Consider the following 16,138-nt stretch of genomic DNA (forward strand, 5'->3'; position numbering starts at 1 on the left):
GCTTCAAAGGGATATGGCGAGTTCAAACTCTCATGCAAACCTGAAGGGAGGATCGTCAGGATCATTTTCATGGTAAATCATCGTGATGGTTCTCTTCGACAGGGGGCTTGCCGCCCCCCGAACCCCCCGCGCGAAGATAGGCGGCGGACTGCAACCCCCCTTTCAGGGTCATTGCTCCGCCTTCCGCCCCGATATTCATCCTGGGGGTCCGGGGACTCTCCCCCTGGCGTGAGGATGAAGGAAGGCGATGGATTCAGTTCACAAGGGGGTTGAGGTGATGAAAAGAGGATGTTTTCTACAGAGCCCAAAAATTGAAAAGAGTGGTGGTCCTTCCTGCCGTTCCGTCAGGAGAAGAGGGCCATCATCTTTTATGACTCCCTGCCGGGCAGGTGTTTCAGCGGTTCGAGGTCGAGGCCTAGCCTGAAGATCCGGACCGCCGCCTTCCGTCCAAGAACGACCGAACGGTCCATCCGCTCCTCCATCGTGATCTGCCTGGTCCCCTTCGTGAGATTGTCGGCATGGGCGACGACCCGTTCTTCGAGCCTCTGCGGAACGGCGTCCGCGGGCGGGAGACCGAGGAGCGCGCACTCCTCCACCGTCAGCCCGGCCCCGATATGCCGCCTGATGATTCTGACCACGTCGTCGGGGAGACCGAGGGCGCGCGCAAGGTCGCCGCCGACCCGCGCGTGCCCGAGGGCATGGGTCTTCGACCGCCCCAGGTCATGGAGCATCCCGCCGGCGAGGAGGAGATCGCAGTCGACCGCCGACGACCCTGCGTACTCCTGAGCGGCGGCGGTCACCGCGCGGCAATGGGCGACGACCCCCTCGTCGCATCCCGCTTTTCTCAGGATATCCTCATGCATGCCCTATCATCGAACGGATCTCTTCGATCCGGTGCTTCAGGGCGACAAGCAACATCTCGTTGTCGAAGTGCTTCACCTCGCCTCCGCAGACCGGACAGGTGAAGTTGGTGTCGGAGACGTCGTTGAACGTGAAAATCCCGCACTCGTCGCAGATGTAAAAATCGTTCTCTTCCTCGTATTTTGCACGCTTCTGCAGGATCTCAAGGACCCGTTCGAGTTCCTGGCCGATGACCGGATAGAAGTGGTCGGAGCGCAGGGTCCAGAGGTAGGTGAGCCATCCGGTGTCCGGGTCCTTGATCCGCCGGTACTCGGCAAGCCGCCTCTCGTAGAGCGTATAGAGTGTGTGCCTGACCGTGTTGAGGTTGATCCCGGTCTTCTCCGCGAGTTCCTCGTCCGAGTACTCGCCCTCAGGCGGGAACTTCTCCAGGAGTTCGAGCCCGTCCGCCTCGATGAGGCGGAGAAGATAGGCTCGGACCGCCGGATCCCCCAACATTTCGCCAATGCCAACCATCAGGACATATATTGACGGACGCGTGTTATATTTCTATCCAGCGACGCAAGGGCGGTGGCCCGGTCGGGCCCGGAGCCGTAGACGCTGACCACCGCACTCCCTTCCTCCACCTCGGTGCCCGGCCATGGAATATCGGCGATGCAGGAGGAGAGCGAGGATAGGTCTTGCTTCACCACGAGGTCACGGTCGGCAAAGAGGATCCCCCGTGCCGCCACCCGGCAGGGCGCGGGCCGGGCCGCCGGGAGACGGCCGGTGCAGGCATTGAGATGATGCAGGAAGACGCTCTGTTCGATCGAGGCCTCGACGGTGTCGAGGGTGCCCTGGAAACGGGGGTTGATCTCGATCGCCCAGAGGCCGTCTGGACCGACGACAAAGTCCACGCCGACCGATCCGACGCACCCGCTCCGCGCCACCGCCTCTTCGGCGATCCCCATCATCCGCGCGGCGAGCGGGTGGACGAAGGGGGTAACCGAGCCCGAGAACCCGTACGCCCGGTCTCCGTCGCCGCCCCTGAGAAGTTGCTCGTTGACCGCGAGCGCCACGGCACGTTTCCCGTCGCAGACACAGGAGACGCTGGCCGGGACGCCTTCGACCACTTGCTGGGTTATCGCCGGGACGTCGGGCCACTCCTCCTCCCAGGCCCGCAACTCCGCTGCCGACCGAACAAGCCGGTTCCGCCAGCCTCCGGCTCCGTGCCTGGGCTTGACCATCGCCGGGAAACGCCCGTCGGCAAGGGGGGGAGTCGGGATCCCGGCATCTTCGAGGAAATGCTGGATTTCGAGTTTGTCCAAGAACTTCGCCGAGCACTCGGCCGATGGACCGGCATGCGGGACCGGGACCGAGAGTTCTTCGGCTCCTGACGTGGTCACCAGCCAGTCGACGGTGTGCCCGTTGCAGATCTCGGAGACCAGGTCAGGGATCTCGTCGAGTTCCTCGAACTTCAGGTGCCGCTCAGCGTCCCGGCAGAGGTCCTGGTCGCAGAAATGGTCGACGGCATAGACCTCGTATCCGGCCCGGCGTGCCGACTGGACCACATGCCTGGTGGCGAAGCCGACCACAAGGACCCGCTTCACAGCTCGATCACCCGCTTGCCGGCCTCGCAGGGCTCGACACGGATCTTTGCCCCCTCGAACTTCTTATCCATCTCCTGACCCATGAAGAGGCGGTCCAGGAGGATGGCAAGGCTTGAGATCTCGGAATGGGGCTGGTTGGTCACGGAGACGTTGTAGTCGACCATCCCGTAGACGTCGCCGGGCACCTTCTCGGCACCGACGATGATGAGCAGGTCTTCGGTCCGCTCCCGCATCTCGGCAACAACTTCACCGACCTCAAGGCCGTACATCGTGAGATGAGCGACGATCCCGCCCCGCTCCTTCCACTGCCTGATGCACTGCTTCCACTTCACCTTGTCCTCGATGAAGAACTCTCCGCCCCAGCGTTCGACGACGTCTCTGATCGACCCGACGATCACCGGGTCTTCGCCCACGAGGTACATCCCGTCGGCGCCGAGGGCGCGCGCGGTGAGCCCGACATGGGTGGTGACCCGGTGGTCACGTTCAGGCCGGTGACCGAGCCTGAGGATGCATACTTTTCTCATTGTTTGTCACCGCTCCGTGCAAAATCTGGTATCTTAATCACGCCGTTCTCGATCTCAAGCGGGATCCCGGCGGTATTTTTCAACTGACATTTCAGAATCGATTCTTCGACCGAAAGCGCCCGCACCTTCTCGCCGTCCCTCTCGAGGAGCAGATAGGAGACGAGTCGGTCGACCGACTCCTTGACGGCCTTTGCGTCCCCCCCGGCGTGCTCGACAAGATCGGGGATGGTCGCGGCCTGGCCCCAGACGATGACGTGGTAGACCATCCAGTCGAATTCTTCGGTTTTCACACCATATTTTGTGCGTGATGCCACAATATACTTTATCCAGAAGGACGAGGAGAGAAGGAGTGAGAGTATGACCGATTACCAGGAACTTGCAGAGATCGCCGACCGACTGCTCGAAGAGGCCGACGAAGACGACGAACGACTTGTCCGCCTCCTCGACGGTCTTTCCGAAGACCTGAGACTCGAACTCCTCACCTCAGACCTCCTCAATGCCTACCAGGCATACCTCTATTTCTTCAGGGAAGAACCGGGCGGCGAACTCCAGGCCGAACGGTTGATGCTCACTCCCGCCTCCGAGACCCTCAGAGGAGTCTTCTTCGACGAGGCCGATATCTTCGAACTGGTCTTTCTGGTCGGGAAGGACGGGGCGGTGGTGGAGGTCACCGACGGGGAGCAGACCTACGAACGCTTCACCGGGAAGGGAGCGCGGGACCGGGCGGTCGATTACGTCTACGAAAAACTCGCGTGATGGCGGAACCGATCCGGTGAATCGGGGCGGCATGTTCTGACCCCCCCCACCTCTCCTTTCGTCACGCCAGGGACGCCGCCCACGATCCAAAACCCTGAAGATAGAGGGGAGCGGCCACGCCGGCGATCCAGATCCATGCTCTTCCAACAGAACAGCGGAGGAGCACATCACCCCGTGCCGTGCCCCAACCGATCTTCATGCGAGACGGCAGAACAGTTTCCATGATGAGGGGACGGCATGTGCTGATCACGACGCTGTCCTGTCGTCCCGACCCCGGAGATAGAACCTGGACGGGAGATAGTTGATCTTTATCCAGCAGGATCACGCCGCCCGTGCCGCCCCCACCCTATCTTCTCGCGAGATGACAGGACAGACCTGGTGATGGGGGGCGGCACGTTGGATCATCATCACGCCGTCCCGTTGTCATGACCCCGAGGATAGAACCTGGACGGGAGATAGTTGATCTTTTTTCAGCGGGAGCACACCAAACCTTGCTGTCCCCCATCCTATCTTCTCGCGAAACGGCAAGACAGATCAGGTGACGGAGGACGGCACGTTGGATCATCATCACGCCGTCCCGTTTTCATGACCCCGAAGATAGAACCCGGACCGGAGAGAGTTGATCTATTTTCGGAGGGAACACGCGTGATGCTGTCCCCTTTTCTATCTTCTCGCGAAAGAACAGAAAAGATTCAGTGATCGGGGACGGCCTATCGGACCATTACGCATTCTCGTCGTCATGGCCCCGAAGATAGATCCCGGACCGGAGAGAGTCGATCTCTTTTCAGCGGGGGGGCGCCGCCCCCGAGATCGCACTTTATCGGCGACCTTCCGGTCTCGACTCACCCCTGGTGATGAGAGAGGGGTCGACCGTCGCCCCGACGATCTCGGGCACCTCCCCCCAGATGCCGACCTCCTCCCCGATGATCATCAGCACCCCCTCCACCGCCGTACCCTTGAGCGCGGCGAAAGAACGCTCGTCGCCGGGGGCGAAGGTGTTGCAGAGCGAGGTGGCCCAGGCGTCGGCGCGCGAGACGTCACGGGAGAAGACCGAGACGGCGTCCGCGACCCCGAAGGAGATGGAAGGCCCGACCGTCGCCGACGAGGTGCAGATGCCGAGGATCTCTTCCTGCGGCGGGACGACGAAGGCGAGTCTGTCGGAGAAGGACGAAGCCCCGGCATGGACACCGACCCGCACCTCGCGATTCGAGAAGAGGGCGATGTCGCCGCCGTTGTCCACCACCCCGAACCTCGCCCCGGCCTCCTGCATCGCCTCGGCCCCGGCCCAGGCGATCGTCCCGGCCACCGCCGCCATCGGCCCGACGCCCGCCTCCAGGGAGGCGGCGCCCATCCGCCGCACCGTCAGACTCTCCGCATCGGGTGCATAGGGCTCGAAGGTCATCCCGAAGAAGGGGTCGGCGGCGATGAAACGTTCCAGTTCCTCCCGCGCGCGGAGCATCCCCTCCTTTGCCGCGGCGACGTGCGCCTCCTCGTCGGCAAGGACGGTCGTGATCGTCTGTTTGTACTCGAAGTGCTCTCTGATCATGAGAAATCTCTCTCGATCACCGAGTTGGGTCTTCTTCTTCAAAAAAGTCTGGGGACGCACCGTGGAGGGCCGCGGCCTCGTCGATATTTTTCATGAGTTCGTCGAGCGTGACGCCCTGGGTGAAGATGTCCGCTCCTACGCCACGGGCACACCACCACTGGCCGTCATGATAGATCTCGAATGGTGTCGGCATGACCGGTGCCTCCCGTTGATGGTTCGTGTTCGGTGTGTTCAAACGGCTTTGTAGAAAACCTCTTGCTGAATATCTCTGCGGGGGGCTAGCCGCCCCCCGGTCCCCCCGCGCGAAGATAGGCGGTGGACGGCACCCCCTCTTCATGATCATCTCTTCGCTTTCCCAGCCCTCTCTTCATCCCAGGGGTCCGGGGGCAGAGCCCCCGGCGAGAAGATGGGGAAGGCGGTTGAATCACGCTCACACCCAGAAAAGGTGAGGGTTTCTACAGGGCCGTTCAAACATAAATCTGACCGGTATCAGATGTGCCGCCTCCACTGGGGACGTTGCCCCCTGACCCCCCTCGGAGAGAGGGAAGGCAAGGGCGGCGAGGGGTGATGTTTCTCGTACGTTGTTCTGTTGTGAGATAAGTGATCAGATCTCTGACGTGGCCTTCCCGCCCCAATCGCAATCCCGGGGGTTCCGGGGGCAGAGCCCCCGGCACAACCATGTGGGAAGGCGTGATGATCAGACGTGCCATCCTCAATTGCAGCATCTTCCCCGGCGTCTCGCGCCGGGGGGCAAGTGCCCCCCGGATCCCCCACGACGAAGATAGGTGGGGGCGGCCATGGAACACGATCCCCGCCGATTCTTCTCTCTTGAAAAAGAGCGATCAAGCAACGAGAAATTTTCATCCCGTATGCTTGAGGCGTGCTTTCCCCTCATGAAAAATTCCACACCGCCCTCTCGCACGGGGATTGCCTCGACAAAAAAAGTATGAGAGTTACCTCTGCACCGTCAACGCCCCGTGCGGGCAGGCCTGCACGCACCGGCCGCAGAGGACACACCTGCTCTGGTCGAGGGTGAGTTTCCACTCCTCGTCGAAGGAGAAGACCTCCTGCGGACAGACGCTGACGCACGCCCCGCAGTCTACGCACTCGTCGTCGTCGTGCATGACGGCGTGCTCCAGCACCTCGACCGCGGCCCCGAGTTCGCGCATCCTCTCGCAGACCGTCCTCGCACTCTCGTCGGGGACGTCGATCAGGACCTTTCCCTCGCTCGGTTCGATCCGCGCCCGCTCGACATTGATGAGCACGCCGGTCTCCCTGACCACCATCGCGATGATCGGTTCGCTGACCTTCTTGCGGGAGAACGAGACCAGCAGTTTCATGCCTGCCACCTCCCGCCGAGAAGCTTTCCGAGATCGATCGCCGAGAGCATCCCGATCACCCGGTTGGCCGGGTCAACCACCGGCAGGGCACTGATATTGTGCCGTTCGAGTTTCTGGGCCGCAATGTCCACCGCCTCTTCGGGCGTCGTCCGCACCACCCGTCTGGTCATGATATCCCGCACCACCGTGAGGTCGCGGGTGCTCCCGACCGCCTTGGTGACATCGTAGGTGGTCACGATCCCGACGAGTTGCCCGTCCCCGTTGAGGACCGGGAGATGGTTGGTCTCGCCCTTGAGCAACTTCGCCGCGGCCGTACTGATCGGTTCGTCCTCGGTGACGGCCACGACCCGCGTGTCCATGATCTCGCGCACCCTGGGCACCACCTTCGTCTCCCGCATCGGTCCGGTCCGCTTCGCAGCGTTGAACCGGCGGGTCGGGAGTGCGAGTTCCATCGAACCCGCCTCCACCCAGGTGCGGAGGCTCTCGGCGACTTCCCGTGCCTTCCGGTAACTGGAGAGCGAGGACGTTCTGATCTCTTCGCCGTCGATCTCCACCTTCCCGCTCTTGAGTTCGGCATAACTGACGCGGGCGATGGTCGGACGGTTGTTGCTCGGCGTACCGTAGTCGACGATATCGGTCATGATCTCCTCGTCTCTCACCGCCGTGCTCCGCACCACATCCAGGTCCACGACCGGGATCGGCACACCCACGCCGACGTACATCGTCACGCCGTACCCCGTGAACGTCGCGGCGCGGAGGAAGTCCGCGCTCATCTCCTTGAGATTCCCGGTGGTCATCAGGTTGGCAAACCCGGTCGCCGGCGAGGACTGGGTCCCCTGGCCCACGATCATCCCCTGGGCGCCGCCCAGGAAGATGGGCACGCCGCTCCCGATCACCCGGTATGCGGGGTCGTTTGCGAGCGGGGAGAGGGCGCCGGCACCCGAGAACGAAACATTGCCGCTGTGGGGGAGGAGCATCCCCATATAGGTATGGAGAACACGTTCGGTCATGTTCGTGGCGGCGTCATAACACTGGAAAGAATTTCTCGGGTTGACCATGACGGCGTCGTTGAGGTCTTCGAGGAGCAGGGTCGTCGTCACCGTCCGGCGCGGATAACAGTCGGTGCCCTTGGAGATGGCGCGCAGTTCGATTGATTTGCCCGAGACAAAATCTTCGAGGACATGGGCGCCGCCGTAGGCGTTCCCCTGCGTCGTCGACTCGCTCGTCGCCCCGAGATAGGCGTCCACCGCCGCCAGTCCGCTGTAGGCCTCCACATCATTGAGCCAGACCCGTTCCATCCTTATCGGGGGGTCGGCATGGCCGAAGTTGAGGAAGGCACCTGATGAGCACATCGCACCGAAGGTACCGGTGGTGACGACGTCCACCTCTCTGAGGGCCTCTTCCTCGCCGAGTTCCGCGACGATCTCCGGCATCTCCTCGGCCGTGACGACCCGGGCATTGCCATCGCGTATTCTCGTATTGATCTCTTCGATGGACTTCTCCATATCGTGATATTGATTGAGCATATTAATAGGTCTTTCCAATTACCTCGAGTAATACATCGTTTCATTACCGGAGACGGCGACTCCTGGGTATGCATATCGCAGACCTTGTTGCGCGTCTCGAAGAGATCGCACCGCCAGACCTTGCGGAAGAGTTCGACGAGGGACGGATCGGCCTCATCGTCGAAGGGCGAGAGGAGATCGACACGGTCTGCTGCGCCCTCGACGCCACGCCCGCCGTAGCGAAAAACGCCGCAGCCATGGGCGCCGACCTCCTCGTCGTCCACCACACCCCTCTCTGGACGCCGGTGACCGGCGTGCGGGGACAGGACGCGAAGGTGCTCGCCCCTCTCCTCGGTCACGGCATCAACCTCTACGTGATGCACACCAACTTCGACCGTGCCCCCGGCGGGGTGAACGACACCCTCGCGGAGATCCTCGGCCTCGAAGAGACGGAGCGGATGTCGCTTGGCGTCGTCGGCCGGTGCACCCTCCCGCTCGCAGAGATGGTCGAACGGATCGGCGGAAACGTCCGGTTCTGGGGCGAGGCAAAGGATCCCGGGCGTCTTGGCGTCGTCGGCGGGAGCGGGTTCGACCCCGACCTCATCGAGGAGGCGGTCGCCCTTGGCGCCGACGCCTTCCTCTCCGCGGAGTTGAAGCACCACGTGGCCAGGACCGCCCCCGTCCCCTGCATCGAGTCGACCCACTACGCCCTCGAAGCCCCGGCGATGGAGGCGCTCGCCCTGCGCGAAGGCTGGGAATATATCGGGGACGCACCCCGCCTCACCACCCTCCCATGAACGACTTCTGGGCAGCGGTGAAGGAGGCCGGCCTCACCCCCGAGATCCGCGAGGGCCTTCGCAAGCGCTACCGGATGCGCGGACAGAAAGCCCTCGACGCGGTCGAAAGCGGCAGAGTCGAGAAATACAACGACTTTTTCGTGGTCAAAGGACGCAACGAAGATTACATCGTGGAAGACGACTTCTGCACCTGCAAAGACTTCACCTACCGGGGCCGGTGCTGCTGGCATATCCTGGCCGTCCAGATCGCCGCCCTTACCGGCCAATACACCCCGAAAGACGCCTGGTATCTCGACACCCTGGGGCAGAATCGGTGGACCTGATAAACACTATTATGAATCATTGGCGAGTAATAGAATACCAAGACGTGGTTTTGAATGCTCGAAGAAGAGTATCAACTTGATTATTTTAAATCCCAGGGACTTGTGCGCAAGATCTGTACCAAGTGCGGTGCAGCATACTGGACACGGGACCCGGAGAGGGAGACCTGCGGCGACGCCCCCTGCGAGCCGTACTCCTTCATCGGCAACCCGGTCTTCGAACCGCACACCCTTGACGAGATGAGAGAGGCGTTTCTTTCGTTTTTCGAGCGCCACGGCCATACGAGGATCGAGCGGTATCCTGTCGTCGCACGCTGGAGAGACGACATCTACCTGACCATCGCATCCATCGCCGACTTCCAGCCCTTTGTGACGAGCGGGCTCGTGCCGCCCCCGGCCAACCCGCTCACCATCTCCCAGCCATGCATCAGGCTCAACGACCTCGACTCGGTCGGGCGGTCAGGCAGGCACCTCACCCTCTTTGAGATGATGGCCCACCATGCCTTCAACTCACCCACCGAGGACATCTACTGGAAGGACCGGACGGTCGAATTCTGCGACCAGTTCCTCGCCTCCATCGGTGCCGACCTGAAAATGGTCACCTTCAAAGAGCACCCCTGGATCGGCGGCGGCAACGCAGGTGCATCGGTCGAGGTGCTCATCGCCGGGCTCGAAGTGGCGACCCTCGTCTTCATGAGTTACACCAGGGAGCCCAACGACCAGGAACCGGTCGAACTCGAGGGCGAACTCTACTACCCGATGAAGATGCGGATCGTGGATACCGGCTACGGACTGGAACGGATCACCTGGGCCTCCCGCGGCTCGCCGACCGTCTACGACGCCGTCTTCCCCTCGATGGTCAGCCACCTGATGCAGTCGGCAGGGCTCGAACACCTTCTGGACAACAAGGAGTTCACCAAGATCCTCGGGCTCAACGCCAAGTTCGCCGGGCTCATGGACATCAGCGGCGCCAACCTCTACCAGCTCCGCCGGAAGGTCGCCGACGCCATCGACGTCCCCCTCGACAAACTCGACCGGATGATCACTCCCATCGAGAAGATCTACGCCATCGCCGACCACACCCGTTGCCTGGCCTACATGCTCGGCGACTGCGTCGTCCCGTCCAATGTCAAAGAGGGCTACCTCGCCCGTCTCGTCATCAGGCGGACCCTGCGGATGATGAGCGACCTGGACCTCAAGGACACCCTCGCCGACCTGGTCGAGATGCAGATGCGGACCATCGGCCCCGACTCTTTTGAACAGAGCGTGGCCGTGGTCAGGGAGATCATCGACCGCGAGACCGAGAAGTACGCCGCCACCCTCGCGCGCGGCGCCAGGACGGTCCAGCGTCTCGCAAAGTCGTACAAGAAGAAGAGCGAGCGGATCCCCCTCCAGGAGGTCGTCACCCTGTACGATTCCCACGGTATTCCGCCCGAGATGATCAAGGAGATCGCCGCCCAGGAAGGGGCGGTCGTCGAGATCCCGGACGACTTCTACTCGCAGATCGCCGACATCCACTCTGAGAACCGGCCCGAGAAGGCCGAAGACCCGATGGCGAAGTTCCGCGAGCGGGCCGGCGGCCTGCCGGAGACGAGACCGCTCTACTACGAGCAGCCCGCCTCCTTCGAGTTCGAGGCGATGGTCATCGACGCCTTCGAGGGGTATGTGGTCCTCGACCAGACCCTCTTCTATCCTGAAGGCGGCGGTCAGCCCTCGGATACCGGTACCCTCGTCACCGCCGAGACGGTCGCCAGGGTGGAGAACGTCGTCAAACTCGGCAACGTGATCCTCCACAAGGTGCAGGGCGCGCCCCTCAAGCGCGGCGAGCGGGTGAAGGGGATCCTGGACGAGGAGCGGAGACGGTCGCTGATGCGCCACCACACCGCCACCCACATCCTCCTCCGCGCCGCACAGGAGGTGCTCGGGGCCCACATCCACCAGGCCGGCGCCCAGAAGGGGAGCGAGACTTCGCGCCTGGACATCAGGCACTTCAAGCACATCACGCCCGAAGAACTGGCCAGGATCGAGGTCCGCGCCAACGAGATCGTGATGGAGAACTATCCGGTCTACATCAGCCTTGAGAACCGGACCAGGGCCGAGCAGAAATACGGCTTCGGGCTCTACCAGGGGGGTGTCCCGCCCGGCAAGGAGATCAGGGTCGTCCAGATGGCCGGCGACGTCCAGGCCTGCGCCGGCACGCACTGCCGGTCCACCGGCGAGGTCGGGCCGATCGCCGTCCTCAGGGTCGAGCACATCCAGGACGGGTTCGAGCGTCTGGAGTTCTCGGCCGGCATCGCGGCGATCTACGCGATGCAGCACCTCAAAGATCTCGTCAGCGCCTCGGCCGAGACCCTCAGCGTCCAGCAGGAGAACCTCCCCTCCAGCGTGACCAGGTTCTTCACCGAGTGGAAGGAGCAGAGAAAGGAGATCGAGCGGCTGCAGGAGAAGGTCGTCGAACTCGAGGTGAACCAGCTCAAGGGCGAGGAGATCGGCGGGTTCGAGGCCGTGATCAAGGAGATCGACCTCCCGCCCAAGGAACTGGTCGCCCTTGCCTCGCGGGTCGCGGAGAGCGGGAAGGTCGCCGTGCTCGCCGGCGGGACCGACCGGGTCCACGCCGTCGTGGCCTCGCCGACCGACGACCTGAACGCCGCCGAGATCATCCGTGAGGTCTGCGCGGCACTCGGTGGGAAAGGCGGCGGAAAACCAACCCTTGCCCAGGGGAGCGGCCAGGACGCCTCGATGATCGACGAGGCCCTTGCCCGCGGCCGGGCACTGATCGCATCGAAGCTCAATGTCTGAAGAGATCGTGGTGCTGGAGCCCGGAGACGAGCGGGCAAAGAAGATCGCAAAGGCCATGGCGAGTCAGACGGCCAACGACATCCTTGGTGCGCTCAAGGACGGCCCGAGGAGCGCCGCCGAGATCGCCGAGCGTCTCTCCATCCCCATCACCACCCTCAAATATCATATCGAGAACCTCGCGGATGCGGGGTTGATCGAGATCGTGAAGACGAGGTGGAGCACGAAAGGGCGCGAGGTGAAGGTCTACGGCCTCACCGAGCGGCTTTTGATCGTCGCGCCGCCGGTGAAGGACATCAAGTCGATCCTTCTCAAATATGCGTCTCTCTTCGGGTTTGTCGTCGTTGCGAGTCTGGCCGCTGCGCTCCTCCTGCCGGTCCTCGCACCGGCGCCGGAGGTGGCGCCGGCGATGCCGCGCGTGATGATGGCCCCCGAGCCCGCCGACTATGGCGGTGGGATGGAGGCGATGGACGAGGCCGGCGTAGCGCCAGGCCCGGTGCCAGATGCCCGGGTCGTCGCCTTCTTCCTTGGTGGGGCCGGCGTGATCGCGCTGCTCCTGCTCTACGAGATCTATCTGTACTTCTCGTATTACCGGAAAAGAGAAGAGCGGGCCTGAAGGAAATTTCCATTTTTTGCAGGGCGTCCTGTTTCATCCTCACTGAGGATCAGATCGGGGGCGGCAGGCGGAGAGATTTCTGGCCGTCGCCCTGTCGCAAGAAGACCGCTCTTTCATCTTCCACCCGGTCTCCGCCATCTTTCACCAGGGTGTGCAAACCAATCCACCGCCGTCACTCCTGTCATCCGGGATTTCACGCCTATTCATGAGGGTTCATCGAATCGTTTGCACCCGACCGGGAAACACAGACACACACCCATGTGATCCTCTTCGTTGGTCACGCTCTGTGTTTTCTTGTTCTGGTGTAAAGATCAATATATACGCGCGTTAGGTACTATATCCTGTGCGAATAGCCGGATCGGCCGTCATCCCGCCCACTTCATTTCTTTACACACCCGGGTGCAAAGGTGGTGCAAAATAGTAAACCGGGCACGAACCCCGGGTTCAAGGACACGCAGTTGAAATTTGATCACTGCTCAGGTCTATGGTGATCGGATGTGCCGCTCCGTTCGGAGAATCTTTCCTTAATCTCACGCCGGGGGCGCTGCCCCCGGACCCCCACGGCGAAGATAACCGGGGAGCGGCAAGGTGCTGTATTCTTAAATCTGCTCTACCGTCTTGAGAGATGATCGGGATCTCTAGCGTGGCCTTCCCACCCCCATCGCAATCCCGGGGGTCCGGGGGCAGAGCCCCCGGCAAGAAAATAGTGGAGGGCGGTTGAATCGCGCTCGCATCCGGAAAAAGTCAGGGTTTACCATGAAAATGATCCAGAAGATTCTCTCTTCAGGTTTGCATGAGAGTTTGAACTCGTCATATCACGTTGAAGCCGATACACAGAGGATAGAATATTCTTCTGATGGATCGGCCGCCCTCATCATCGAGATTTCCCTGCCATCTCGCGCCGGGGGGTTTCACCCCCCGGACCCCCCACGGACCGAAGATAGGTGGGGGCGGCGAAGTGAACACGATCCGCACCGATTCTCCTCTCTTGAAAAAGAGCGATCAAGCAACGAGAAATTTTCATCCCGTATGCTTGAACCCACGTTCATGCCCGATTCAACAGAGCCCAATTTATGTACATATGTTTGAGACGTGCTTTCGCTTCATAAGCGATTTAATCGAGCCGAGCATTCATCACACCGCGCCGGCAGAAAAAAATAGAAAAGGACCCGCCGGCTCCTTCACGCAAACTCGATAAAATTTTTCAGGATCCTCAGCCCCGTCTCCCCGCTCTTCTCAGGATGGAACTGAACCCCATAGACCATCCCGTTCTTCACCGAGGACGCGAACTCGTGGATGTATTCGGTCGTCGTCATCGTATGTTCCGTCGGGGCCGAGGCATAGTACGAGTGGACGAAATAGACGTACGACCCGTCCGCCACCCCGTCGAAGAGCGGTTCGTCGGCCGGGACCGAGAGGGTGTTCCACCCCATATGCGGCACCTTCATCTCAGGCACCCGCGGGAAACGCCGCACCGTGCCGGGCACCAGGCCCAGGCCCGCCCGCAGGCCGCCTTCCTCTGAACTCTCCATCAACATCTGCATTCCGAGACAGATCCCGAGCACCGGCACCTCGCCGACCTGCTCCCGCACCGTCCTCTCAAGAGGGCCGAGCATCTCCATCCCGTCCCTGAACGCCCCGACACCGGGGAGGACGAGGGCGTCGGCCGCGGCGATCGCGTCCTGATCGGATGAGATGGCGGCCGAAGCGCCCGCCTTCTCAAGCCCGCGGCTGACACTCCGGAGGTTCCCGAGGCCGTAATCAATTATAACTATCTTCTTCATCCTTGCCAGACCCCCGTTTTCTCCATTCGCTGCCGGTCACCCAGGTCTCGGGCAGGTCGTGCGCCTCCTGCCAGGCCCGCAGGCGCTCCTCCCAGTTCTGCCAGAGGTGCGGGTAACCGCTCCTGATCTCTTCCAGCACTGCAAGGTCGCTAGACGGGCACATAAAACACCCGATCCTGTCCAGGCCGCGGTCGTACAACACGTTGTACGGTGCCTTCTCCCTGAAAAGGTAAAGCCAGACATGGAGGGCCGTCCAGTGCTGGATCGGCGCTGCGGAGAGCTGATTTCTCACCCGACGGTTCCGCCACACCCTGGGACTCCGCTTCCGGTTCAGCGATTCGTACTTGCGCTGTCCGATAAAGGAGAGCGACTCGCCCCACCGCTCGGCGATGACCCGGCCGACAGGTTCGAGCTTGCAGACCCGGCAGCACCAGCGAGCGTCGACCGCAGGCGGCCCCTCGACCGCGAAGTGTTTCCAGAACGCCTCCCCGGTCTCGGCCCGCACCACATCCAGGCCGTAGCGCGCGGCGACAGTCGCGACATTCTCCTCGGTCTCGGGAAACTCCAGGCCGGTGTCCGCATACAGGAGCGGCACCTTCCCGATGGCCTTGAGGACCAGCAGGAGCGTGGCAAGACTGTCCTTGCCGCCCGAGTACGAGGTATTTTTCGGGAGGGCCTCGTGATCGGCGCAGACCTTCTTGATGAACTCAATGGAGGCGCCTTCGTAGGCGTCGAGGATCCGCTGGTTCGCCGTCACCGCATCGTCCCAGGTCGCCGGGCCGGGCACGACCTCCGCGGGAGCGGTCTTGCGCGTCCGCACCACCTGGCCCCGCTCCATCGTGCGCGCCTCCGCGGCGTCGACCTTGGCCCGGCCCACGCCGATGCACTCGCCTGAACGCGAGAGGATGAATACCTCGTCGCCCGCCTTCACCGAGTCCTCGATCTCGACGAGTCCAGGAGCGAGAAGACTTGCCCCGTCCTTCACGAAGGAGACGGCGCCGTCGTCGACGACGACGTACCGCTTCGTGGGCGTACAGTACCTGGCGGCCGCGGGCCGTGGGAGAGGTTCCCAGACCCCTTCCTCGGGGAGATAACGGATGGCGGCGACGATGGTCCCGCCGAGGACCACCTCCTCCATCCGGTCGATCTCAGGTACTTTGTTGAGAACGGCGAGGTGTCCCCCGGGAATGAGCGGGACCCCGAAGTGCTCCTGAAAGATCGCATTAACCAGTTCGACGTCGGCGGCCATCGCGGGCCGGGCGTCACCCGGAGGGGTGATGGCGACCGGCCGCGTCTCGGCCCCGCATGCGCACTGCTCGCCGAGGACCGGTGTATGACAACGGTCACACCAGTGCAACGCGATCTTTCCCAGATATGACGGACGCATTGCATGTACCGTAGGGGCACAGAGAATAAAAGCCCAGGGTTTGAGCAGGAACCGCGGATTCAATCATGTAAAATATTAATCATGAAGGTTATTTGCAGATCGGACCGCGCAGGATTGAGACTAATGAAAAATAAGCTCAAATATTGCATAAAAAATCCATTGAATATCACAAAACCGATAGATTCAAACTGTGCCAGAAGACGGAGAACACAAGAATAGATGCAAGAACCCGTAATATCGACAGGTTTTTTACTGATCAAAGTGCGTGATTCGGATGGTTAATAAACCCTTAGAATCCACCGAATGAGTGAGGGATATGG

The 16,138-nt window shown here is 61.9% G+C and carries 17 protein-coding genes; 5 read left to right on the plus strand and 12 right to left on the minus strand.

Annotation, left to right across the window (positions count from 1 at the left end; genetic code table 11):
• Nucleotides 1–368: 368 nt before the first annotated feature.
• From E2N92_RS02070 to E2N92_RS02090, 5 genes are read right to left on the minus strand one after another with little or no spacing between them, the layout of a single operon-like run.
• Complete coding sequence (locus E2N92_RS02070) at nt 369–863, minus strand: HDIG domain-containing metalloprotein (protein ID WP_220682048.1); 495 nt, start codon at nt 861–863, stop codon at nt 369–371.
• Nucleotides 856–1,374: a transcription factor gene (locus tag E2N92_RS02075; protein ID WP_220682049.1), complete on the minus strand. Its 519-nt coding sequence runs from the start codon at nt 1,372–1,374 to the stop codon at nt 856–858. The genes E2N92_RS02070 and E2N92_RS02075 overlap by 8 nt, the downstream gene beginning before the upstream one ends.
• Nucleotides 1,374–2,447, minus strand: a complete 1,074-nt coding sequence (locus tag E2N92_RS02080; protein WP_220682050.1) for an ATP-grasp domain-containing protein — start codon at nt 2,445–2,447, stop codon at nt 1,374–1,376. Before E2N92_RS02080 ends, E2N92_RS02075 begins: the two co-directional genes overlap by 1 nt.
• Nucleotides 2,444–2,971 (minus strand): tRNA (cytidine(56)-2'-O)-methyltransferase, encoded by a 528-nt coding sequence (locus E2N92_RS02085; RefSeq protein ID WP_220682051.1) that lies wholly within the window; start codon nt 2,969–2,971, stop codon nt 2,444–2,446. The genes E2N92_RS02080 and E2N92_RS02085 overlap by 4 nt, the downstream gene beginning before the upstream one ends.
• The gene (locus E2N92_RS02090) at nt 2,968–3,261 is read right to left on the minus strand and encodes a MarR family transcriptional regulator (protein WP_220682052.1); all 294 of its coding nucleotides are present in this window, start codon (nt 3,259–3,261) and stop codon (nt 2,968–2,970) included. The genes E2N92_RS02085 and E2N92_RS02090 overlap by 4 nt, the downstream gene beginning before the upstream one ends.
• A gap of 67 nt (nt 3,262–3,328) precedes the next feature.
• Here E2N92_RS02090 and E2N92_RS02095 point away from each other — a divergent pair, with 67 nt between their 5' ends.
• Nucleotides 3,329–3,727 carry a hypothetical protein gene (locus E2N92_RS02095; RefSeq protein ID WP_220682053.1) on the plus strand — a complete coding sequence of 133 codons (399 nt, stop codon included), beginning with the start codon at nt 3,329–3,331 and terminating at the stop codon, nt 3,725–3,727.
• A gap of 61 nt (nt 3,728–3,788) precedes the next feature.
• On the opposite strand, the gene E2N92_RS02100 is transcribed toward E2N92_RS02095, so the two are convergent.
• The 5 genes from E2N92_RS02100 to E2N92_RS02120 all read right to left on the minus strand — a co-directional run bounded on the left by E2N92_RS02100 (nt 3,789) and on the right by E2N92_RS02120 (nt 8,118).
• A complete protein-coding gene (locus tag E2N92_RS02100; protein WP_220682054.1) occupies nt 3,789–3,926 on the minus strand; it encodes a hypothetical protein in 138 nt (45 codons plus the stop codon).
• 618 nt (nt 3,927–4,544) lie between these two features.
• The gene (locus E2N92_RS02105; RefSeq protein WP_220682055.1) at nt 4,545–5,273 is read right to left on the minus strand and encodes a UPF0280 family protein; all 729 of its coding nucleotides are present in this window, start codon (nt 5,271–5,273) and stop codon (nt 4,545–4,547) included.
• 16 nt (nt 5,274–5,289) lie between these two features.
• Complete coding sequence (locus E2N92_RS02110) at nt 5,290–5,466, minus strand: hypothetical protein (RefSeq protein WP_220682056.1); 177 nt, start codon at nt 5,464–5,466, stop codon at nt 5,290–5,292.
• 760 nt (nt 5,467–6,226) lie between these two features.
• Nucleotides 6,227–6,613: a 4Fe-4S binding protein gene (locus tag E2N92_RS02115; RefSeq protein WP_220682057.1), complete on the minus strand. Its 387-nt coding sequence runs from the start codon at nt 6,611–6,613 to the stop codon at nt 6,227–6,229.
• On the minus strand, nt 6,610–8,118 hold the full coding sequence (locus E2N92_RS02120) for a homocysteine biosynthesis protein (RefSeq protein WP_220682058.1): 1,509 nt from the start codon (nt 8,116–8,118) through the stop codon (nt 6,610–6,612). Before E2N92_RS02120 ends, E2N92_RS02115 begins: the two co-directional genes overlap by 4 nt.
• A gap of 89 nt (nt 8,119–8,207) precedes the next feature.
• Here E2N92_RS02120 and E2N92_RS02125 point away from each other — a divergent pair, with 89 nt between their 5' ends.
• From E2N92_RS02125 to E2N92_RS02140, 4 genes are read left to right on the plus strand one after another with little or no spacing between them, the layout of a single operon-like run.
• Nucleotides 8,208–8,915: a Nif3-like dinuclear metal center hexameric protein gene (locus E2N92_RS02125; RefSeq protein WP_220682059.1), complete on the plus strand. Its 708-nt coding sequence runs from the start codon at nt 8,208–8,210 to the stop codon at nt 8,913–8,915.
• Nucleotides 8,912–9,238, plus strand: coding sequence for an SWIM zinc finger family protein (locus E2N92_RS02130; RefSeq protein WP_220682060.1), 327 nt, complete (start codon nt 8,912–8,914; stop codon nt 9,236–9,238). The genes E2N92_RS02125 and E2N92_RS02130 overlap by 4 nt, the downstream gene beginning before the upstream one ends.
• Before the next feature lie 54 nt (nt 9,239–9,292).
• Nucleotides 9,293–12,034, plus strand: a complete 2,742-nt coding sequence (gene alaS, locus E2N92_RS02135; RefSeq protein ID WP_220682061.1) for an alanine--tRNA ligase — start codon at nt 9,293–9,295, stop codon at nt 12,032–12,034.
• The gene (locus tag E2N92_RS02140) at nt 12,027–12,647 is read left to right on the plus strand and encodes an ArsR/SmtB family transcription factor (RefSeq protein WP_220682062.1); all 621 of its coding nucleotides are present in this window, start codon (nt 12,027–12,029) and stop codon (nt 12,645–12,647) included. The genes alaS and E2N92_RS02140 overlap by 8 nt, the downstream gene beginning before the upstream one ends.
• A 1,181-nt stretch (nt 12,648–13,828) precedes the next feature.
• Here the strand turns inward: E2N92_RS02140 and hisH are convergent.
• Nucleotides 13,829–14,431, minus strand: coding sequence for an imidazole glycerol phosphate synthase subunit HisH (gene hisH / locus E2N92_RS02145; RefSeq protein ID WP_220682063.1), 603 nt, complete (start codon nt 14,429–14,431; stop codon nt 13,829–13,831).
• On the minus strand, nt 14,409–15,818 hold the full coding sequence (locus E2N92_RS02150) for a phosphoadenosine phosphosulfate reductase domain-containing protein (protein ID WP_220682064.1): 1,410 nt from the start codon (nt 15,816–15,818) through the stop codon (nt 14,409–14,411). Before E2N92_RS02150 ends, hisH begins: the two co-directional genes overlap by 23 nt.
• Nucleotides 15,819–16,138: the final 320 nt, after the last annotated feature.

Source organism: Methanofollis formosanus, assembly GCF_019633745.1.
Taxonomy (GTDB): Archaea; Halobacteriota; Methanomicrobia; order Methanomicrobiales; family Methanofollaceae; genus Methanofollis; species Methanofollis formosanus.